This is a genomic window from Rhodobacter ferrooxidans (assembly GCF_000176015.1).
GTDB lineage: Bacteria > Pseudomonadota > Alphaproteobacteria > Rhodobacterales > Rhodobacteraceae > Pseudorhodobacter_B > Pseudorhodobacter_B ferrooxidans.
In genome coordinates this window covers 36,118-56,014 of record NZ_ACYY01000022.1, presented here as the reverse complement: position 1 = coordinate 56,014, position 19,897 = coordinate 36,118, and the positions used below count along the sequence as shown (strand labels likewise).

Here is a 19,897-nt window from a genome sequence, read left to right as displayed (position 1 = left end):
TACCTCAACGCCACCTCAACGTTTGACGAGTCCCCCTTACGCGGGGGCCTTTTGCGTTCCGGCAGTGTACGAACAGCGTGTCGGCATCTTGTGGTGATCGAGTTCCGCGCCATCTTACGACCATCCCGAGCTCCCGCTTTTGCCACGGATTAGCTCGAGGCCCGGGCATGGTGTCGAACATGCCAAAGCAACGCACTGCATGCCCTGCGTAATCTCTTGCCCACTAAGTCGTAAGTTTGGCCCCTTGAAGCATGTATGCCGATGGACTTGATTTGTGACCTCCTGTGACCCTCTGATGCCGCCACCACGCCATATAGGCATCTAGAAACCGCTGCACTTGCTCTTCACCAACATTAGGCATGATGATCGCGTGTGCTTGGCCTGCCACGCATGACAGCTGGTACCGCATCACGATTGCCGCATCGGGTTCGGGAAAAAGGACAGTCAGCGAGGAGGGGTTGTGGAGCACAGGGACGCCCTCGAGGCGCATCGATGTGGCGAGGCCGCTTGCCCGACGCAGGCAGGCGTGCACGTCACTCCGAAAGCCTTCGATCCCATGGCCCATCAGCCGAGTCCACAGTGCCAGCACTGCATGGCCATTGCGCGAGCCCATAAGAGTGGTGTCGTCCGATCGAAGGTAGGCGATCGCATTGGCGACCCGTGCGACATGAGCACGGCGTGTGATCAGCACACCACACGGCATGGGCGTACCTATCATTTTGTGGCCAGAGGTCGACATACTGTCGATCCCGTGGCGGAATGTCGGACGCAGTCTTTCCGGCACGTCGTCAAGGAACGGAAGCACCATGGCATTCAACGCTCCATCCACATGAACGAACCGGCGCGCAGCGTCGAAGCCTGCACTTTGAAGCCGGATCATCGCGCCAGCGATATCGTCATGTGCGCCCTTTACCGTCGTGCCACATGTCAGCGCTAGGATAACCCCCTTCTTGCGATTGAGACCTTCGAGAGCGACGGATAGGACATCCGTGAGGATTGTGCCGTCTGCGTCGCAGGACACGCCTATCGTCGGGATCCGCAGGATACGCGCGGCCTTTGGTATAGAGTAATGCGCCTCGGCGCTGTGGACCAGCACCGCCTCGGGTAAGGCCTCGCGGGCAAGATAGAGAGCCCAGAAGTTGCCTTCCGTGCCGCTGGCCCCGACCGATCCCCACCAGTCGTCCGGATTGTCGCACTCCCAAAGGCGCATCAGCCAGGCAACCACCTCGCGCTCCAGGTCGCAAACTTCCGAGCCGTAGCGCGATCCGACATAGGGATCGCCAAGATTGTTGATCAAGTAGTTTGCAAGAATGGGCGGCGCGCTGGCGCGGCATGTCAAATTGTACGGATAGCCCAAGTGATCGTCATGCGCGGCCTGCATCCGACGTTCGACGGAGTTCAGCACCGAAGCCATACGTTCCGCGGGATGAGGAGCCCATGTGAATACGGAGGACGCGGAATACTGCTGCTCGGTAAAGATGCGACGGTCCTCGTCAAAGACGGTTTCGGTGATATAGCCGCGACGGTTGTGGAGAATGCGGTTCGGTCCCATGGTTGGCCTCATTCCAGATTGAAATCGCCTGGCGCTACCGGGCTTGCCAACAAAGGTGCAGGTGGGGAGGAGGAGAGTCCTGAAACGGTGCTGAAAAATTGCCGAAATCAAGCCGAGGCTGCTCGCGGGGGTTTGTTCCACCACCCAATACTGTTGAAGCGCCTGATCGCTTTGCCAAATGGGGTCAAGAGGGGCGCACAGTTGCGGCAGCAAGTCTTCTGGCTGAGCATTCAGGCAGGAATGAATTGCGTCTTTCGGGCTTTCGGCAAACAGTGGCTTCGCCAACACCAATGCTAGCAGCATGCAGATTAGAGCAAATATCCGTATCAAGTCATCTTCTGATCCGATGTGGATGCGAAGCGGTCGTCATGTCAGGGCCCCGGGTACTGCGGCATGTTTCGGATTACCGGCAAATGCCAAATGGAAAATAGCCGCAAGAATCAAAGCGGCGCCAAGCATTGCCAAAGGCGTGACCCGTTCGCCCAGAATAATCGCGGCGGCAAAGGTGACGAACGCTCCTTCAACACTGACAATGACGGCCGCATGGCTCGCAGAAGTATAATGTTGTGCGATCGTCTGAAAGCCAGAGGCCAGAGCCGTCGAGCCGATGCCGAGAAAGGCAAGCTCCGGCGAAGCCGCCCAGACTGATTCAAACGACAACGTACCCCAAAGGCCCCCGATCGCTAGGGTGATGCCGCTCGCCACCAGAATTGAAAGCTGGCAGTTAGAACGGGCTGGCCAAAAACCTGCAGGTGGCGACCCGGATCCAACATCCAGACCACATAGATCAGGGTCGAGACCAGCGCGGCAAGATCGCCCTGACCAAAGGTATTCACACCCCCGCACAGCAGATACACGCCCGCCAAGGCCAGACCAGCCGCCATCAAGACCCGCAACCGGGCCGCTTGCCGAGCACCAGCCAGTCCAGCAAGGGGGTCAAGATGGCTGCGATGTTTACCAAGTACCCCGCATTGGTGACCTTGGTCGACGAATAGGCCGCCTGCTGGACGATCAATGCTGTAGCAAAGATGACCGCCACACGCGCGGCGCCAAGCAAGAATCCGGGGCCAATGGCGACATCGCGCGCGCGTCAAACCAGTGGCAAGACCAGAATCCCTCCAATCAGGCAGCGCAGACCAACGGCGCTGAAAGGGTCCAGATGCACCAACTCTGTCTTTTGAGCGACATTTCCGAAGCCCCACAAAAGCGACGCGTCAATCAACAACAGGTTGGCATGACGGCGCGACATCGGTCCCGGCCTTGATCCGGGTGCAAAAAAGGTATGCCTGAGCATGCCTTGGCCTAAGTTGTTCCGTCCTGAAAGGCGGCTGAAATAGTTCTAAAACTGCGGGCCGCATTGCCCTTGCGGATGGCGCTAAACTTCGCCTGTGGAGTTCTGGGTCGTACATTGACAGGTTGGCGCAAAACCATGTTACCGTATCATCGGGAACTTTGGGCGAGGGTCCTTTAGTGGATGCTGGTACATTTGTGGTACAGTTTGCCGAGGTGACCCTGGATATGGGGCGCGGGCGGCTGATAGGGCGCGATGGTGACGTGGCGCTGCGCCGGAAGTCCTTTGTCCTGCTTTGCTATATGACTCAGCATGCAGGTCAGGTCCTGACCAAAGAGCGGCTGATGTCGGCGGTATGGCCCGAAGTCACGGTGTCGGACGACTCACTCACACAGTGCGTGCATGACGTGAGGCGCGCCTTGGGCGGTTCGGGCGCGTCAGAACTCAGAACCGTGCAGGGCCGGGGCTACTTGCTGGTTTTACCTAATCAGGGCGGCAATCGGCCCATCGCCGCCCCGACCAATGGTATGGTACCGACCCAGCTGCGGCCCGGCAGCGTCGCCGTTCTGCCGTTTGCCTATGACCCTGCGGTTCTGCCGGATGAACGGATCTGGCTGGACGGGGTCGTCAACGATGTGATCAGCCAGCTCGTGCGGCTGCGCAGTCTTGACGTCATTGGACGCGACAGCGCCTTCGCCCTGCGGGACGTGTCTGGCCTGCAGGCTGGCGTGACGCTTGGTGTAGCTTATGTGCTTGCTGGATCGGTTTTCAGAGCCGACCGCGACGTTGTTCTGCGTGTCGATCTCGTCGCCACGCGGTCTCAAAGTATTGTCTGGACTGACGAGTTCCGGACTACCGGGCTTGAGATCGCAGGCTTGATCACAGTGCTTACCGACCGGATCCTTTCAGTCGTCCTGAACGGAATAGATTGGTCCGAGCGCAATCTGGCCCGGGCGGTTCCGGATCATGCCCTGACGGCATGGCAAGCCTATTTCCGCGGTCTGGACGCCTTTGCCCAATACGGCGAAGAACCCCTCCTTCGCGCGCGACACTATTTTGCGCTCGCCACAAGGATAGACCCTTCCTTTGTGTCGGCTTTTGCGGCTCTTGCAGAATGTCAGGCCACAATCGCCCGGGCGCCTTTCTGTCAAGATCAGCCGGCCGAGCGCGCGGCGGCCCAACGCTCGGCTGAACAGGCTCTGCATCTGGACGAAACGGCCCCGGCTGCGCATTTCGCTTTTGCGCATACCCGCTGGTTGCTTGGCGACGTCGACGCAGCCTTTCGCCATGCAAGGCGCTCGGTGGAGCTTGGGCCAGGTTATGCGACGGGCGTGGCCGAAGTCGGTTTTCTTGCGGCCTTGAACGGCCCCCCCGACGAGGCCCTGCACAACTTAGCCCGGGCCGAGCTGCTCAATCCAGTCAGCCCGTTCCTCTCCTCGCTATACATCGACCGTGCAACGGCTCATTTGCAGCGCGGCGAGCTGGAGCAGGCGGCCCACTGGGCCCAAATCGCTGCCGCGCGGCCCGGCGGCTATGCGCTTTTGTGGGTGGCCTGCGCTATCCTGCTGGCAGCATCCGGCAAAGTCGACGCGGCCAACCGGATCGTCGCGACCTTGCGCAAGGACAACGCGCCTCATGACTGGATGCGCTTTTTCAACCCACCCTTCAATGTGCAAGGTCCAGCGCGGCATAGAATGCTGGATGCCTTGGCGGTTCTGGACCTTTAGCTGCGCCGTGACGGAAGGTTGCTGCCGGTCAGACTGTCAATTCACCTCGGGCCACTCCCGGGGAAATTTGATCCCGTCGCCAATTGGTCCCTGGACTCATCGGGAGGCTTGCGCGGGAGCACCACCAACGGTCGCAATGCCATTGGCGGCACGGCAATCCCCCCATTTTTGGTGGGGTGCATTCGTAGAACTTACGCGGCCATTTTCAGTTTCCGTGCGGGTGTGATGCCGCCTATGCCCATTTTCGGGCGGTCGTTGTTGTAAGTCCACAGCCATTGCGTGGCTTGATCTTGGTCCTCCTTGATGGTCTCGATGATGTATTGGTCCAGCCATTCGTGCCTGACGGTGCTGTTGTGGCGCTCGATGTAGGCATTCTGTTGGGGCTGCCCGGACTGGATATGCAGGAGGATAACCCCATGTTTCTCGGCCCATTTCATCAGCTTTTCACTGATGTATTCCGGGCTATTGTCAACCCGAATGGTGCCAGGCTTGCCGCACCATTCGATGATGCGGTCGAAGCTCCGGATCACGCGCTCGGCAGGCAGCGAGAAGTCGACCTCGATGGTCTTCATCTGGGTGATCAGGGACGCATCCATGCCCCCATACATCGCCCGCCATTTGTAAATTGAGGCGTTGCTCATGCCATGCTCGCGGCACAGTTCGGCCACCGGCACACCGCCTTCGGTCTGCCGCAGGATCGCGATGACCTGTGCCTCAGTGTGTCTGCTTGGCTTCATTCAAAATCTCGTCGCTCATCTTGCCGAGAAAATTCTACCTATGCAGCCCCTTGCTTTCAGGGGGGATTACCGTCCGACGCGAGGGCCCTTTCGGGAATTCCCACCAACGAATTGAACGCAATTCTGGCGCGTAACGGCCAAATCGTGGCTCTGTGCTTCGATTCCCTTCAGTTGCCGGTTTGCAGCGTGACGGTAAGGCGCAGCGCGCCGTGGTTTCCGTTCTGAAAGGCCGGAGTGTCGGAGCCTGCGTGTCTCTGACCGGGGCCATGTGGTCTTCAAATGCGGTCAGTCTCTGAGGCGCCCGGCGGGCAATTTCGCCAGACGATAGCGGGCTGCAAGCCAGTCGCTGACGGCGTGGCGGCTCTTTTCGACGTTGCGGAGAATCAAGAAGATCAACGTCGTCGCGGCCCCCTCGGTCGGAAACCAATCCCGTTTTAACAGCGCCTTGCGCATTTGGGGGCAGGACAGGTTTCTGTTCAGGCGCGCTCAGTGTGGAACGATCACGCAAAATCCATCCCGTGCGCGCAAAAGCTCCGGCGTTATGTTCCACGACTCCGTGATCTGCCGCGATGTCAGCACGGTTTCGTTGTCACCGATCACAAGCCTTTGACCCTTGTCAATCAGCAACAGCCGGTCGCAGAACCGCGCGGCCAGGGTCAGGTCGTGCAGCGCCAGTGCCACCACCGCGCCTTTGTCTTGGGCATAGGATTTCAGGTGCCGCAGGATGACAAGCTGGTGGTGCAGGTCCAGCGCCGATGTCGGCTCGTCCAGCACCAACAGCCGGGGCGCGCGCAGGATGCGCTGCGCCAGCAGGACCATTTGTTGCTGGCCGCCTGACAGGCGATCCATGCTGCGCCCTTCCAGATGCGCCAGCCCAAGGTCGGCAAGCACGGCGCCAGCAGCCTCCAGATCGGCGGTGGCGATGCGCCAGCCCAGGGCCTCGCGTTTGCCCAGCAGAACGGCTTCCAGCACCGACAGTCTCGCGTTCATCTGAAAGGCTTGTGGCATATAGCCGATCTGCCGGTGTGAAAGCGGTTGGCCGTTCCACCGGGCGTGCAGGACGTCGATGCCGGCAAGGCTGCGAAGCAAGGTGGATTTCCCGGCACCATTCGGTCCGATGACACCCAGAACCTGGCCTGCGGGGACGGCGATCTGCATCGGCTGCAGGATCTGGCTGCGGCCCTTGAACACAGGCGGCAGGTCTGCGGTCAGGCTCATCGCGCACCTGTGGGTTTCAGGGTCAGGATCACGGTCAGCAGCATCGGAATACCGGCAATCGCGGTGATGATGCCGACCGGGATCACCGCACCGGGAGAGATCAGCTTGCCGATGACCGAGGCCGCGACAAGGATCACCGCCCCCATCAGGGCGGCTGTCGGCAAGGCAAAGCGGTGATCTTCGCCAACGGCGGCGCGGGCGATATGCGGGGCGATCAGGCCGACAAAGCCGATGGTGCCGGTAAAGCACACAGCACCGGCCGTCAGCGCCGCCACCAGCAGGAAGCTGCGGCGGCGCAAGCGGTTGACATCCAGCCCCAGGCTGGCGGCATTGGCATCGCCCATCCGCAGCGCCGTCAGGTTCCAGGCATCGCGCAGCACGAAGGGCAGGCAGATCAGCAGTATGGCGCCGCAGACCTGCACCGAGGTCCAGCTTGCCTTCAGCAGGCTGCCGAACAGCCAGAACACGATCTGCTGCAAAACCTCGGGCGAGGCCATGAACTGCACCAGCGACTGCAGCGATTGAAAGAAGAACAGCACGGCGATGCCCGCCAGCACCAGCACCTCGGGGATGGCACCCTTGGCACGGGCGATCAGATAGATCAGCGCGGCGGCGGCAAGGGTCATGGCAAAGGCGGCAAGCGGGGTTTGCAGCCATTGCGGCAGCCCCCAAAGCCCGCCGAACAGGATCGACAGCGCCGCGCCAAAGCCTGCCGCAGCGGAAAAGCCCAGGGTGAACGGGCTGGCGAGGGGGTTGCCAAGGATGGTCTGCATCATCAGCCCGGCCAGACCGAGCGATGCCCCGACCAAGGCCGCCATCAGGCTTTGCGGCAAGCGGATTTGCCACAGGATCGCCGCCGCCGCACGGTCTTGCCCGGCAGGTCCAGCCCAAAGGGCGGCGTTCAGATCGGCCAGCGACATCCCCGACGGCCCGGTGACCAGATCGGCGGCCAGCAGCAGGCCAAGGGCAGCGGCGGCGGCCAGCACCGCCGCCGCGCGCGCCCTGATCCGGCGGGCATAAAGCCCGCCAGAGGTTTGGGCTGCATCGGTCATTGCAGCTTCTGCACGAAGATGCCGTCCAGCGGGATCGGCAGCCATTCGGCATAGTAAGCCGCGAGTTCGGCCTGCGGATCGACATCGGCAAAGGCGGCGGGGTGCAGCACCTTGCCCAGATAGCGGGCAAACACGAAATCCGAAAGCGACCGCGCGCCGCCGTGATAGATCGCATGCACTTCGCCCGATGTGACGGCGGGCAGGTCGGCCCAGCCGGGGCGAGTCAGGTAGGCGGCCATCTTTTCCTGCGCCGCTGCGGCATCGGCGCCAAAGCCCACGCGCACCGCCTCGGGGGCCGACAGCCATTCCGAACCGGCCAGCAGGATCACTTCGGGCTGCTGCGCCAGCACATATTCCGGTGCCAGCGGCCCCCAGTTCTCGATCTGGCCCTTGGCGATATTGGCGCCGCCCACCAGGTCAATCACCCCCGCCCACATGCCGTTGCCATAGGTGTTGCCCACCTCGGCCGGGCCTTTCTTGGCCAGCTCGACATAGACCTTGCGCGGAGTATCGCCCGCCGCCGCGACCCGCGCCATGGTGTCGGTGATCTTGCCTTCATACAGCGCGGCCAGTGCCTCGGCCCGGTCTTGCGCGCCCATCAGCGTGCCGATCACCCGGGTTGACGCAAGGTGCGCCTCCAGGGTCTGGGCGTTGTAATCGACCACGACCACCGGGATGCCCGCGGCCTCCAGTTGCGCCACGCCTTCGCCCAGCGCATCGAACTGCCAGCCCGCCAGCAGCGCCACATCGGGGTCGGCGGCAATCGCGGCTTCGACGCTGAAGGTGCGCCCAACCGGCAATGGCGACAGTGCCGTGAACCGAATTCGGGGCCACGGTCAGCGGGGCCTCGGGCGTGTCGAACTGCGCCTTCAACAGGGCCTCGATATCCGTGACGGCATCGCCTGTGGCGACCGGTGCGGCATGGCCGGCATCGTGGCCCGCCGAATGGCCCATGGCGGAATGGTCCATCGTGGCGTGATCAACCGACCCCTCCGCCAGATCGACCATGAATTCGATCTCGACCCGCCCGCCATGTTCGAAGATCAACGTGGCGGGCATCATGTCGCCGACCTCCAGCGAGCGGGTCAGGCCCATCAGCATGATGTGATAGCCGCCCGGCTCCAGCATCACCGTGTCACCGGCGGGAATATCCAGCGCCTCGACATGTTTCATGCTGGCCACGCCGTCGGCACTGAATTCAGTGGTGTGCAGCATGGCCTCGGCTGCAAAACCAACCTCGACGCCCAAGAGCCTGTCGGCTTGGTCGCCTTCGTTGAAGATCGCCATATACCCCGCCGCTACCTGGGCCTGGGCCACAGGTGCGGGAATGTTGGCATGGATGATCTGCAGATCGCCGACCCTGACCTCGTGGGCAAAGGTGGAACTGGCCAACAGCAGGGCGGCGAGAGTGACAAGGGAACGTTTCATGTCGTTATCCTCCGGTGAAAGAAAAGTCCCCTTCGGCAAGGGCGCCGAAGGGGAAGTGCGGTGCCGTTCCGCGGCAACGCGAGACGGCACCGGCAATGGGTGCAGGTGCGGGACGCCTCCTGTCCTGCCCCCCAAAGAATGGCGCTGGTGACCGCACCCGATCGGCCCCGGCAGAACCGTTTGCGGGCCAGGGGTCGGAAAAAGCGGGATTGGTCAGGCAAGCCGGATGGACCACCCGACAAGGGCAGCTGCTGTCTTCGGCTTTGACACCTGCGGCCTTGATGAAAATACCTTGCTGGATTTCCGCAGTGGAAAGCGGCTTGCTCACGATCTGACCGGCAAAGCTGGCAGTCACCGCCCTGTCGGCCAAGGCGGAGAGTCGGCAAAAGCCGTAGCGAAAGCGATGTATGTCATGGGCTTACCCTCGGGAAATGCCGACGCACATTGGCGCGGCAAGTTGGATTGATCGTTGGAAATTCAGGCGATCAGGCCAGAGGGGGGGCACGCACCGGTGTGGCGGGATTGGTGGTGCGGCCAAAAACGCGCGCCTGGGCTGGCACAAGCACGACTGCGGCATAGCGCAGTTCAATGTCGACAGGACTTGCGACAGGCTCGGGAAGCATGACCGACGATACAAGGTGGCAGGCCGGGCAATCGCCCATGCTCATCCCGCCGCCCTTTTCGCCCGGCTCGGCGCAAAGATCGCTGGCAGCCAATCCCATGCTGCCAAGGTATTCTGCCTTCGCAAGATCGGCGCTGCTCACGGCCGGGCGATGAGAAAAACCGAGTGTCAGGAGGCTTGTCACCACCAGCAAGACCATTGCGGTCTTTGCAAACGCCAACAGGATGCTCCTGACCATGCGTCCTGATATCAGATGAAAAAACCTGAGGCAAACAGATGTCGATCGCACCGGGTTGAACGCCCGAATATCTATTTCCGAAGCTTGACATCGCATCGGCACTGATGATGTGACCGCCCCCCCCGACGGCATCAATGTGCCAAGATGGGTTTGCGGGGATCCACAAAGGAGGACGATCATGTCTGAGATTACCACGGTCGGGCTCGACCAGGCGAAGTATTTGTTTCAGGTCCGCGGGGCTGACGGGGCGGGTCAGGCGGTGCTGCGCAAGAAGCTGAGGCGGGATCAGGTTCTGGCGTTCTTTAGCAATATCCTACCCTGTGTCGTTGCCATACAAGCCCGCGGCGGCGCGCGCTTCCAGAGCCGCGAGATCGGCAAGCTTGGCCACGATGTGCGGGTCATTCCACCTGCCGACGTCAAGCCCTTCGCCAAGCGGCAGAAGAACGCCACTGAGGATGCCGGGGCGAGACGCAAGGACTGGCGGTTCCAGTGGTATGGCCGGACTGGCTGGAGATTGCAGCACCGGTCAGTGTGGCCTTGACCCGGCCGCTGCTTATCCCCCGGCCCGCTGGACCTTCCTGACCGACCCGGTCAGCTTTGTGCGCCGCCACCAGAGCCTTAGCAGCGCCAAGGCCATGTTTCTGCTGCGCAACGTTGAACCGAAGGTTTGATCTTGCCGGATAGCAGCGGAACCTGCCGACTCCGGCGTCAGGATGGCAAATGGAGGATAAGCCATTATATTAAATATATATTATTTTTGCAGCCACATCCGAAAGCCCCTTCGGCGTCGCGTTTGAGACAGCGTTTTGCGGGTGGGATGCCGCTTGTGAAGCAGTAGCCAAGAACGGTCACTTTGATCAGCATCCCGACCCAAGAGGTCACTGGCTCCTCTTGCTGTGCGGGGTGTTGATTTTCACCCAGAACTGACCCGGGTAGGCGTATAATTTTCATTGAGATTTGACCCATGTGACCCTTCTCCCGCGCGGTGAGCGACGGGGGGCAACGGAGTGATCCACATGGGACTTTTGAACGTCATTCGAACGCTGCGTTTGCGGCATGGGCTTGCGATCTGCGAGATTGCCCGACGCACTGGCTTATCCCGCAACACAATCAAGAAGCATCTGAAGGCTGGGACGGTTGAACCGCAGCCGGCATGCCGCCGAACGGGGCATTGGGTGGGCCCGGCAACTGGGCGTGCATGTGCAGATGCGGCTCGCTGCTTTCGCCGGAATTGCCAACCTCACCGATCGGTCTGCCGGTGGCGAGGGTGTCACCTACCGCGACCTGCAGCGATCCCTGCCGGAAATGCGCTAGCAGAATGCCGCGGTCACCGCAGCGCAAGAGCACGTGATTGCCTGCCGGATAGCGTTCGTCCACCTCCGGGACGGCCATGTCGGGCGGCCTCCCTCGGCCAGAACGACCTGGCCTGCGTAGGGGGCAAGGACCAGCGTGCCGAAGATCAGGTATCGGGCGGGATCGGCGGGCATGATGCCGCTTGTGCAACTGCCGCCGCGTTGAATGGCATTCCCCGACTCTGCCAGAATTGTCCCTGGATTTGCAATGGCTCCAGAAGCGCCATTACATCGTCTCCGGCAGCGTGGCCGATCCGGGCTTGATCCAGGCCACCATAAAGGAACCCGACTTGCTGACGGGGGATAGCCGTATGCAGCAAGGATCTGTCAGCGGCCGATGCTCCACATCGGGGACAAAATCCGGCTACGCCGGATCGCCTGCCAGAGCAGGGCCACTCCGGTTGCGGTGCACAGCAGAAACGCAACGACCGAGGCTTCGACGCCGAACTTGCCGCCCGTCATCAGTTCTGGCCCCTCAATCACGGCTTTCACAAGGCCCGGGGGCATTTCAATGCCGGATACCGTGCCCGAGAAGATCGCAGCCTGCGTAAAGTTCCACGACATATGGAAGCCAATCGACAGCCAGAGACGGCGGGTCACCATATAGGCTGCAGCCAGCAGCACACCGGCCTCGATCGCGATGAACACGGCCCCGATCACTGTTGCATCTTGATTGCCAAGATGGCGAGCGCCGAAGAACGCCGAGGTGGTTATCAGCGCGATCCAACTGCCAAGGTATTCTTCAGTGACGCGGAACAGGACGCCGCGATGGATCAGCTCTTCAAGGAAGCTGGAGCTGATCGCCATCGGGACCATCGGCAGCATGAGGGTCCAGGCGTTCAACCCCTCGATCCGGTAGTGGCCCAGCAGAACAAGAATAAGGATACAGGCTGAATAAAGGCCAAAGCCGAGCAGAAGGCCCAGTCCGAACTCGCCGCCCAGTCCAGACAAGAACAATTCGGACACCTGGCGATTCTCGACGAACCGGACGAAGGCCCAATAGATCGCCAGTGCCAGCGCGACCATCAGCAGGACAAGCACAAGAGCGGTCGGGATCGAGTCCCTGTTGTTCGCCATGAAGCCGTTGCTGATCCCCATGCCCAGAAACAGGATGCCGCCCAGCAGCGGAATCCGGATCAGCGGGAAGTTGAGGATCGCGCGGATGGTCGAAAGGACAGAGCTGGTTTGGGCATTCATCTCGTGGCAATCCGTTGGAGAAGTTGAAGGACTGGAAAAGGCTTTCGGCAGAGTTCGTTGACTCCACAGCGTCAGGGCAGGTCTGGCGGAATGTGCGCGCGAGTCGCCTGCTCGAACGCATAGGCATAGGAAAGAAGCTGCGCGTCCTGCCCCTTCTTGCCGATGAGCGTCACGCCCACCGGTTCACCCGAGTCCTTGCGCCCGATGGGGACAGTGATCGCCGGATAGCCCGCTGTCGCGTAGAACACCGAATGCAGGTTTGCCATGCTGACCAGCACCTCTACCCCGCCATGCGCGGCAAAGGCGGCGTCGATCGCCTCGGTCATGACCCTGTGCATGTCGGCGGTCAGCTTTGCATAGTCTGCGGCGGAAAGTTCGGCGGTCATTGGCGCGAACTTTTCCAGCATATCCTGGCCAAAAGGCATGCGGCGCTTTGGATCTTCCTTGTTGTAGGCGATCAAGTCCTCCAGCGTCACGACAGCCGGGTTGTGCGCGGATACGACGGGCATCATGTCATAGCGCATGCCCGCGCTGAGGTAAGTGAAGAACTGCTGGATGACATCCAGGGGAACGTCCAGGGTGACCGGGGCCGTATCAGCGCCGAGCAACACAAAGGCCGCGGCCGTGCGCGTAATGGCTTCGGTCCCCATGCCAGCATCGGCGATGTCCGCCAGCAAGACCCCCACCCTGACCCCCGTCAGCGCATCAGCCGAAAGGCCCGCGGCATAGTCCACCTCTGCCGTGTCGGCGGCAGCGAGAAGTAGCGCCGCGTCCTGCACCGTGCGCGCGATCGGGCCGGGGCCGTCATTGCTGGCGATCAGCGGCACGACGCCTTCGGTGCTGACCAGCCCGGCCGAGGGTTTCATACCGACGAGACTCATCACCCCGGCGGGCGAGACAAGCGAACCTGCCGTCTCGGTCCCGATGCTGACGACGGAGAAATGTGCGGCGACGCTGATCGCCGATCCGGAACTGGACCCATATGTTGGCCAGGGGCCAAGGGGGTTGACGCCTTGCCCACCAACGGCACCATTGCCGCCCGACGGGTAGCCCGTCGCAAAGGAACCGGCGAATTCCGACAGGCTGGCCTTGCCGATGATGACCGCCCCGGCGGCGCGAAGGCTGGCGACCAGTTCGGCATCGCCCTTTGCGACGCGGTCAAGCAGGATCTCGGCGTTCGCGGTCGTGTGCATCAGGCCCGCGGTGCCGATATTGTCCTTCAGGGTGATCGGGATGCCATCCAACGTCCCAAGCGACTGCCCCCCAGCGCGGCGCGCGTCAGCGGCACGGGCGTCATCCAGCGTGGCGGGATTGATCTCCAGCATGCCGCGCAAGCCGTCATCCAGGCGCTGGATGCGCGCCAGGTGCCACAGGGTCAGCATCTCGGAGGTCAACTCGCCCGCAGCCATCGCGGACTGGATGTCGGCAATGCCTGCGGACAGCAGAAAGGCGTCAAGCTCGGCCGGCGGCTGAAACGCGGCCATGTCCTTGGCAAAGGGAGCAAAATCCAGCGGGCGAAGCCGTTCGATCCGCAGACCCGCGATTTTTGCGGCCACGTCGTCAGCCTGGGATGCAAGCGGCGTCAGCATCGCGAGGGCGAAGGCGAGAACAATCGTGCGCATCAGTTGGCCCCTTCATAGAACTTGCGAACATCGGCAGCGAATTCGGCGCGACTGGCCTTTTGGAGATAGAACATGTGACCGCCGGGATAGACCCCGAAGTAAAGCCGTTCGCGTGCACCCGGTGTGACGACCGACTGTTCCAGAACATACTTTGACAGAAAATAGGGTGTGGCGAGGTCGTGCATCCCGTGGACCACGAGCGCCCTCAGATCCGGGTTCTGCGTCAGCGCAAGCGCCAGGTCGTCCGGTCCGCCGGCCTTGGAACTGCGGTCCCAGGCCAGATTGACCGCAATGCTCAGCGGGATGTAGCTTCGGTCGGTGACATAGCCAAGTTCACCCCGCACATAGTCCATGAAGGGCGGAAGCAGCACCCCCGTCAGGACGGCCAGCGACCGGTCCATGACGTTCAGTCCGGCAAGTTCGGGGATGGGGTTCTCGGACGCGATCGTCCCGTCATAGCGGTCTATCATCAGGCCCTTGTTCTGCAGGATCGTGGTTGCGAAGTCCTGGTCGCCGATGCGGGCCCGCTTGCGGGCGACGTATTCCGGATCAAGACCGATCATCCCGGCAACAGTGTCATAGAAGGCCTTGGTGCTGACCTGGTCCGACCGCCCCAGTCTGACAAGACCGCTTGCAAGCTCGTTCAAGGCGAAACGCTCGAACTCCTCCAGCGCCTCGGTGCCAGTCGGCTCTCCATTCAGTCCGTAATGGGCGGCTATCGCGGCCTGGGTCGGGAATAAGGTGATGGGACGCAGGATCGAATAGCGCGTGTCCGGGATCTCGGTGTGCAGCGCCGGCGAGATCAGGATCGCCATGTTCAGATTGATGCCGTAGTCCTGCGCGAGAATCTGCGACAGGCCTGAGACGCGCTGCCCGCCATAGCTTTCCCCCGCCAGCGCCTTGGGCGAACCCCAGCGGTCGTTCGCGGTCAGCCATTGCCGGATGAACCAGGCGATGGTGTGCATGTCGCTGTCCACCGCATAGTATTTCTCCGGGTCGCCCGGCTGGCCGTCCGGTCCGGGCAGCATCCGGCTGTAGCCAGTGCCGACCGGATCTATGAACACCAGATCGGTAAAGTCGATCCAGCTGTCGGAGTTCTTCTCCAGCGTCGCAGGGACAGCGGGAAAGGTGCCGTCCCCGGGTGTGGCGATGGTCAGCGGGCCCACGGCGGCAATGTGCAGGAAGATGCTCGCCCCGCCCGGCCCGCCATTGACTAGAAATGTCACCGGGCGGGTCGCGGGGTCGGCTCCGTTCTTGATGTAGTCGACATGGAACAACTCGGCATCTGGGCGCTCGGGGTCTTCGCCGATCGGCATCATTCCGGCACTGGCGTTCCAGGTCGGTGCCTCTTGGGCCGTGACTGCGCCGGCCATCCACAGAAAGGCGGCAAGCAGGGCGCAAAACAGACGAGACAAAGGGAGATAGGTCATGGTCGCAGTCCTTGTTATTGCGATGTTTGAGACGGCAAGTTTCGCAGGGTTAACCGCCGGAAATGACAGCCTCGGGGATCTCGTATCTTTCCTCACCGAAGCGAACGGTGAACAGGTCATCGACCTTCTCATGGCTCAGCGCTTCGGGCGAATCTGCCGAAACCGGAACGCCACCTTCGAACAGGAGGGCACGTTCGCGGCCATCGCCCAGCGCGACCCAAACGCCCGCGTTGCCGGGGCCGTCACGGACCACGCCGAACAGGCAGGGCCGCGTCGGCTGGCCTGCGACGGTAGCGCAGGGCACCTCGCCGGTCGCGTCGAAAGGCACGCCATTTCCGACCGGGCCGCCTGTGGGCACCTCGGGTGCGGTTGGCGCAGCGGCCTCGGTCAGGTAGCGGCCGACGACCCAGCCCTGCTGGCCCGACCCGTCAAACCTCACGCTGCACCAGCGGTGCGGACCAGTCATCCGACAACCGCGGTTCTGCGCAAGCTGCCCGTTCGCCGCGCCGATCAGCACCGGATATCGGGTGTGCGGCCCGGAGTGGATGTTGAGCATGCTGCCCTCCTGCAGGCCGGTCACTCGCCACCAGTCAGGCCCCCCAGCCAGCCCGTCGGCGAAATCGCCCCCAGCCAGCCCGATACCTAGCGTATAGGCCGCCGTCTCGTCGCGCCGGGCGGCCGAACGCATGAGATAGACCTGCACCACATAGTCGCCAGCGGCGGGCAGCGTCACGTCGGCGACCGCGCCCGAGGTCGCGCCGATGAACATCGCCTCTGCGGCACCCTTCGGCATGATGTTGAAGTATAGCCCGCCGTTGTCGGACAAAAGATCGACCGACAGGATCTGCCCCGCCACGCCGCTGACGGTGTATTCGGCGCTGTCATCGCCGGTGATCTCTCCCGATAGGACGATCCCGGCTGCGGTGGAGGCAGCGTCGACGGTTTCGGCGCGGATGTCCTCTGCCACCGCAGGCAAGGCGCCGACAAGGAGGGCCGCGGTCAGGACGGGGAATAGCAATCGATAGGGGTGCATTCCTTTCTCCATTCAAGTGGCCTTCCCGGACGTGCCGGGAGCCGCGCGATCAGTCTTTGGGCAGAATGAACTTTGGCCTCAGCATGTCGATGCAGTCGGTCGCCAAGGCATCCCCGGGCCTTTCAACGAAAGCCAGCCCGATATCCTTGGCACATTGCGAAAAGACCAACGCCGCATGTCCGGCCTCGGGGAAGCCGAGCGCGGTTGCCCGGCTCAGGCCCTCGGCGGCCAGCAGCGCCTCTTCGGTCGATGTCTGGGTATCGTTGAAGCCGTAAAGCACCAGCGTGGGGATGTCGCTCGTCACCGCGTCGTGAAAGCCTGGGAAGGGCAACGCCGGGGGGATATAGGGGCAAAGATCATAGATGCTGCCGTCAACATTGTCGGACTTGGCAAGGAACTTGAACTTCAACCCGTCCACAACCTGCTGCATGGTTTCGCGTGTGTTGAAGGGGATATCCTCGGTGCAGGCGACCACCATCAGGTCAAGCATGTCGACGATGGGCTTGTAGAGCGTGCGCGCCTCTTTGGAAACGGCGGCAAAGACCTCGGCCACGTCGCCGTCGGTCAACTGGTCCAGAAGCGCTAGCGTCGGGTCGATGTCTGCGGCCGACAGGTGATCGACGATGAGCGCGCGCAGGGTGGCGCGTTCGGGGGTCTGGTGCGCCAGCGCCGCATAGGCACTGGCAAAGCGCAGCATCTCTTCCTTCGAGCGGGTGGCGACCATCGCGTCGGTCATCATCTTGTCCAGTCGCTTGGCAAGGCTGGTCACATCGCGCGCTGACTTCGCCAGCGAATCCGACAGCGAGGCCAAGGCATAGCCTTTGAACATCTCATCGCGCTTGGCCGCCGTCGCCCCTTCCAGCAACATCCGCGCGATCACGGTCTGATCCGGGGCCATCTTGTCGGCAAAAGGTTTCAGCATCTCGCCCCCATCCGCCGCCCGGGCAGAGGCACCCGAGGACAGAAGGTCATAGGTGCCGGTCTCTCCCCGATCCCATTCCGTAACGATCAGGGGAATATGGCCGGTGGTGTTTGGCCAGTGGCCAAAGGCATTTCGGTCCTCGAACAGTTTGATCAGCGCTGCGACATTGATCTCGGGACGGCCGCGCGCCGCCGGGATCGGGTTCTTCGCCAGCTTCACCGCGACGCGCTGGATCGTGGACTCTAGGTCGGGGAAGGCCGCCGCGCAGGCCGTGTCGGCTGCGCACTGGTTAATGACCTGCTGCACGCCTTCCTGCACTGGCAGGATGTTGGTGTCATAAGCGCGGGCATTGGGCGGAAAGACGCTGTCGATCACCACCGAACGCACGCCCTCGGGCGCCGAGCGCATGACTTCCAGCGCAAGCTTGGTGCCGTAGGAAATGCCGTAGATGTTGTAGGTGCCGTATCCGAGGGCCTGCATGACGGCCCGGACGTCCTTCGCGTTCTGCACCGTGTTGTAGGCCGACAGGTCGCGGCCGTTGTTCTTCAATTCGCCTGTGCACTTGGCGAAAATCTCTTCCATCTTGTTGCCGAGAGTGGCGGGCTGAAACAGGTCCACGATGCTGTCCTCGAAGGTCGAGAAGCAAGTGACCATATCCGATGAAATCCCCGCCGCGCGCTGGTCGAACGTGACGACATCGCGGCGCGCCCGGTGGCCCTCGAAAATCGGCACGACGATGCCCGCCAGATCGCGCACGGCCCCGCCCCCCGGGCCACCGTGCAGATAGATCAGCGGGTCGGGCGCGGGGCTTTGCGTATGCGCCTTCAGGACCGCGAAGCTGAGCGCGATCCGTGGCCCGTCCGGCTTGTCGTGGTTTTCTGGCACATCGATGCGACCGCAGATCAAGGTCTTACCTTCGACCTCGGCGGCGGGAAGTGGGCGAGGGCAGGCCTCGACGGTCACCGGGTATTCGGCCATCGCTCCTCCGGCTGTGATGACCGGAAAGGCCTTATCCGCCGGCTCGGCGGTCAGAAGCGCCAATACCGTGGCGATGATCTGGTCCGGCGTCATTTCATACTCCTTCCAAGGTCGCCAAGGATGCCACCACGCGACGACTTCCGCATAGTGGACCGCCGCATCAGTTCTATTGGACCGACTCTTCAGCCTGAGACCCAGCTCAGGTCATCCATTTTCGTCGGTAGCCTGTCTTCAAGTCGTCTGACCAATTTGGTAGCGCCGAGCGGGTGTCCGGTGCTATCCAGAATGCGAAATTTGCCGCACCTACCGCTTCGGCTGCCATCGAATGATCCGGCCAAATAGTCTCGTCCAGGAAAGCTTGGGCACGGCCTATCTAGCAGACGAAAGGAATCCGAAAGTGCGGCGACGGTTTCGCAGGGGCCCGCGCGAATTCGCATAGCGGATAGTGAACAGTGGCGAATCATCGTATCACCGTGTCTTGGCTGTGGCTCGGCTTCGGCCTTTCCAATGACGGGAGACCCTCGCATGCGCACGATCCTGTTGTCCTCGGCACTTGTCCTGATCACGCCGGCTGCCGCTCTGGCAAAGGTGCCCTTTTTCAATGCAACTTGCGGCGGTGGAATTGAAGTCCATGCCGACGAGGGCGGGCCAGTTTACATTAACGGGAAGGAGGCCAAGCTGAAGATGGTCGGCGACGCCTATGAGGCGAAACTCGGCAACGATTCCATCGACTTTTTCACCAACCCCGATGGAACGGTCACAGCGTCCTGGACTGGCAAGCACGGCGCCAACGGAATCTGCCAGGTGGACGAATAGACCGGACGAGAAATACGCGGCAAGCTGCATCCTGGTGGGGAGGTGGCGCGATCCTGTTAGCTATTTTTTGACCGTGGAGGACACGCTGACCGTTGAGGGAGATCGGATCGGCGTCCGACGGATTGCGCTGTCGCACCAGCGTATCGCTGGCAGAACTTCGAATGTGTAGCGGGCGACCTGCGGGAACCGGCCCGGATTTGGTAAGCCGCAGTCCATCAGCGCCGAGGTGACCGAGCCCACGTCGCCTTGCGACAGGATCCTCGCGCGCACCTGGTCCAGGCGCCCCCGCGCCAGGAATGTGCGAGGCGAAACGCCGTTCCCCGAGCGGCCGGACGGCTACACACTGGACGCGTTACCCAATACTCAACGGCAGGCGCAGCAATCGACAGCGCTTCGTCCGCAAATGTCTGCATGATGCTGCAGGCCAGGCTGACACGCTGGAACTCGCGCTGACCGCCGTAGAACCGCGTCCTGGCGCTTGCCCTCCGGCAAAACGCGCAAGGGAATGGTTCGATTGACTTCTCCCAATGCGCCAAGGGCATCGGCACGGCGTTCATTGAACGCCCGGAGGTCGCGCCGGATGCCACCTGCCCGGCCCATCTGAAACCCAGATTCGTGCTGCCGCAGGGTTCGAAGTGACAGAGAAGCGGTGCGTGGGGCGTTCTGCCACCCCGGGGACTTT

The 19,897-nt window shown here is 62.2% G+C and carries 18 protein-coding genes and 2 pseudogenes; 4 read left to right on the top strand and 16 right to left on the bottom strand.

Annotated elements, in window-relative coordinates; genetic code table 11:
* Nucleotides 1–223: 223 nt before the first annotated feature.
* The 4 genes from RSW2DRAFT_RS14040 to RSW2DRAFT_RS18805 all read right to left on the bottom strand — a co-directional run bounded on the left by RSW2DRAFT_RS14040 (nucleotide 224) and on the right by RSW2DRAFT_RS18805 (nucleotide 2,801).
* Nucleotides 224–1,837, bottom strand: a complete 1,614-nt coding sequence (locus tag RSW2DRAFT_RS14040; protein ID WP_198008111.1) for a histidine decarboxylase — start codon at nucleotides 1,835–1,837, stop codon at nucleotides 224–226.
* An 81-nt stretch (nucleotides 1,838–1,918) separates the two neighbouring features.
* The gene (locus tag RSW2DRAFT_RS17245; RefSeq protein ID WP_232209693.1) at nucleotides 1,919–2,212 is read right to left on the bottom strand and encodes a DMT family transporter; all 294 of its coding nucleotides are present in this window, start codon (nucleotides 2,210–2,212) and stop codon (nucleotides 1,919–1,921) included.
* Nucleotides 2,213–2,235: 23 nt separating this feature from the next.
* Complete coding sequence (locus RSW2DRAFT_RS18380) at nucleotides 2,236–2,436, bottom strand: hypothetical protein (RefSeq protein ID WP_050786823.1); 201 nt, start codon at nucleotides 2,434–2,436, stop codon at nucleotides 2,236–2,238.
* A gap of 206 nt (nucleotides 2,437–2,642) precedes the next feature.
* On the bottom strand, nucleotides 2,643–2,801 hold the full coding sequence (locus tag RSW2DRAFT_RS18805) for an EamA family transporter (protein WP_394295242.1): 159 nt from the start codon (nucleotides 2,799–2,801) through the stop codon (nucleotides 2,643–2,645).
* Between the two features lie 221 nt (nucleotides 2,802–3,022).
* Here RSW2DRAFT_RS18805 and RSW2DRAFT_RS14030 point away from each other — a divergent pair, with 221 nt between their 5' ends.
* Nucleotides 3,023–4,570: a winged helix-turn-helix domain-containing protein gene (locus RSW2DRAFT_RS14030; RefSeq protein WP_008032057.1), complete on the top strand. Its 1,548-nt coding sequence runs from the start codon at nucleotides 3,023–3,025 to the stop codon at nucleotides 4,568–4,570.
* Between the two features lie 191 nt (nucleotides 4,571–4,761).
* Here the strand turns inward: RSW2DRAFT_RS14030 and RSW2DRAFT_RS14025 are convergent, their stop codons facing one another.
* The 5 genes and pseudogenes from RSW2DRAFT_RS14025 to RSW2DRAFT_RS18575 form a co-directional block, all read right to left on the bottom strand.
* Nucleotides 4,762–5,307: an integrase core domain-containing protein gene (locus RSW2DRAFT_RS14025; RefSeq protein WP_008032054.1), complete on the bottom strand. Its 546-nt coding sequence runs from the start codon at nucleotides 5,305–5,307 to the stop codon at nucleotides 4,762–4,764.
* A gap of 486 nt (nucleotides 5,308–5,793) precedes the next feature.
* The gene (locus tag RSW2DRAFT_RS14020; protein WP_008032051.1) at nucleotides 5,794–6,525 is read right to left on the bottom strand and encodes an ABC transporter ATP-binding protein; all 732 of its coding nucleotides are present in this window, start codon (nucleotides 6,523–6,525) and stop codon (nucleotides 5,794–5,796) included.
* Nucleotides 6,522–7,577 (bottom strand): FecCD family ABC transporter permease, encoded by a 1,056-nt coding sequence (locus tag RSW2DRAFT_RS14015; protein WP_008032050.1) that lies wholly within the window; start codon nucleotides 7,575–7,577, stop codon nucleotides 6,522–6,524. The genes RSW2DRAFT_RS14020 and RSW2DRAFT_RS14015 overlap by 4 nt, the downstream gene beginning before the upstream one ends.
* Nucleotides 7,574–8,377: an ABC transporter substrate-binding protein gene (locus RSW2DRAFT_RS14010; RefSeq protein WP_008032048.1), complete on the bottom strand. Its 804-nt coding sequence runs from the start codon at nucleotides 8,375–8,377 to the stop codon at nucleotides 7,574–7,576. The genes RSW2DRAFT_RS14015 and RSW2DRAFT_RS14010 overlap by 4 nt, the downstream gene beginning before the upstream one ends.
* Before the next feature lie 274 nt (nucleotides 8,378–8,651).
* Nucleotides 8,652–8,864, bottom strand: a pseudogene (locus RSW2DRAFT_RS18575) (copper chaperone PCu(A)C); the annotation flags it as partial.
* 367 nt (nucleotides 8,865–9,231) lie between these two features.
* Here RSW2DRAFT_RS18575 and RSW2DRAFT_RS18040 point away from each other — a divergent pair.
* On the top strand, nucleotides 9,232–9,471 hold the full coding sequence (locus tag RSW2DRAFT_RS18040; RefSeq protein WP_156790735.1) for a hypothetical protein: 240 nt from the start codon (nucleotides 9,232–9,234) through the stop codon (nucleotides 9,469–9,471).
* A gap of 19 nt (nucleotides 9,472–9,490) precedes the next feature.
* On the opposite strand, the gene RSW2DRAFT_RS18375 is transcribed toward RSW2DRAFT_RS18040, so the two are convergent.
* Nucleotides 9,491–9,847: a DUF2946 family protein gene (locus RSW2DRAFT_RS18375; protein ID WP_008032045.1), complete on the bottom strand. Its 357-nt coding sequence runs from the start codon at nucleotides 9,845–9,847 to the stop codon at nucleotides 9,491–9,493.
* 196 nt (nucleotides 9,848–10,043) lie between these two features.
* On the opposite strand from RSW2DRAFT_RS18375, the pseudogene RSW2DRAFT_RS13995 reads away from it, so the two are divergent.
* Nucleotides 10,044–10,331 (top strand): annotated as a pseudogene (locus RSW2DRAFT_RS13995) (IS110 family transposase); the annotation flags it as partial.
* A 644-nt stretch (nucleotides 10,332–10,975) separates the two neighbouring features.
* On the opposite strand, the gene RSW2DRAFT_RS17520 reads toward RSW2DRAFT_RS13995, so the two are convergent.
* The 6 genes from RSW2DRAFT_RS17520 to RSW2DRAFT_RS13970 form a co-directional block, all read right to left on the bottom strand.
* A complete protein-coding gene (locus RSW2DRAFT_RS17520) occupies nucleotides 10,976–11,257 on the bottom strand; it encodes a M23 family metallopeptidase (RefSeq protein ID WP_083800704.1) in 282 nt (93 codons plus the stop codon).
* Between the two features lie 287 nt (nucleotides 11,258–11,544).
* On the bottom strand, nucleotides 11,545–12,414 hold the full coding sequence (locus RSW2DRAFT_RS13990) for a CPBP family intramembrane glutamic endopeptidase (RefSeq protein ID WP_008032038.1): 870 nt from the start codon (nucleotides 12,412–12,414) through the stop codon (nucleotides 11,545–11,547).
* 71 nt (nucleotides 12,415–12,485) lie between these two features.
* Entirely contained in the window at nucleotides 12,486–14,036 is a 1,551-nt protein-coding gene (locus RSW2DRAFT_RS13985) for an amidase family protein (RefSeq protein WP_008032036.1), read from the bottom strand.
* A complete protein-coding gene (locus RSW2DRAFT_RS13980) occupies nucleotides 14,036–15,466 on the bottom strand; it encodes a S10 family peptidase (RefSeq protein ID WP_008032035.1) in 1,431 nt (476 codons plus the stop codon). The genes RSW2DRAFT_RS13985 and RSW2DRAFT_RS13980 overlap by 1 nt, the downstream gene beginning before the upstream one ends.
* A gap of 49 nt (nucleotides 15,467–15,515) precedes the next feature.
* A complete protein-coding gene (locus tag RSW2DRAFT_RS17235; RefSeq protein ID WP_156790733.1) occupies nucleotides 15,516–16,511 on the bottom strand; it encodes an SH3 domain-containing protein in 996 nt (331 codons plus the stop codon).
* A 37-nt stretch (nucleotides 16,512–16,548) separates the two neighbouring features.
* Nucleotides 16,549–18,492 carry an alpha/beta fold hydrolase gene (locus RSW2DRAFT_RS13970; protein ID WP_008032030.1) on the bottom strand — a complete coding sequence of 648 codons (1,944 nt, stop codon included), beginning with the start codon at nucleotides 18,490–18,492 and terminating at the stop codon, nucleotides 16,549–16,551.
* 432 nt (nucleotides 18,493–18,924) lie between these two features.
* Between RSW2DRAFT_RS13970 and RSW2DRAFT_RS13965 the strand changes: the two genes are divergently transcribed.
* Nucleotides 18,925–19,215, top strand: coding sequence for a hypothetical protein (locus tag RSW2DRAFT_RS13965; protein WP_008032029.1), 291 nt, complete (start codon nucleotides 18,925–18,927; stop codon nucleotides 19,213–19,215).
* The last annotated feature ends 682 nt before the right edge of the window (nucleotides 19,216–19,897 follow it).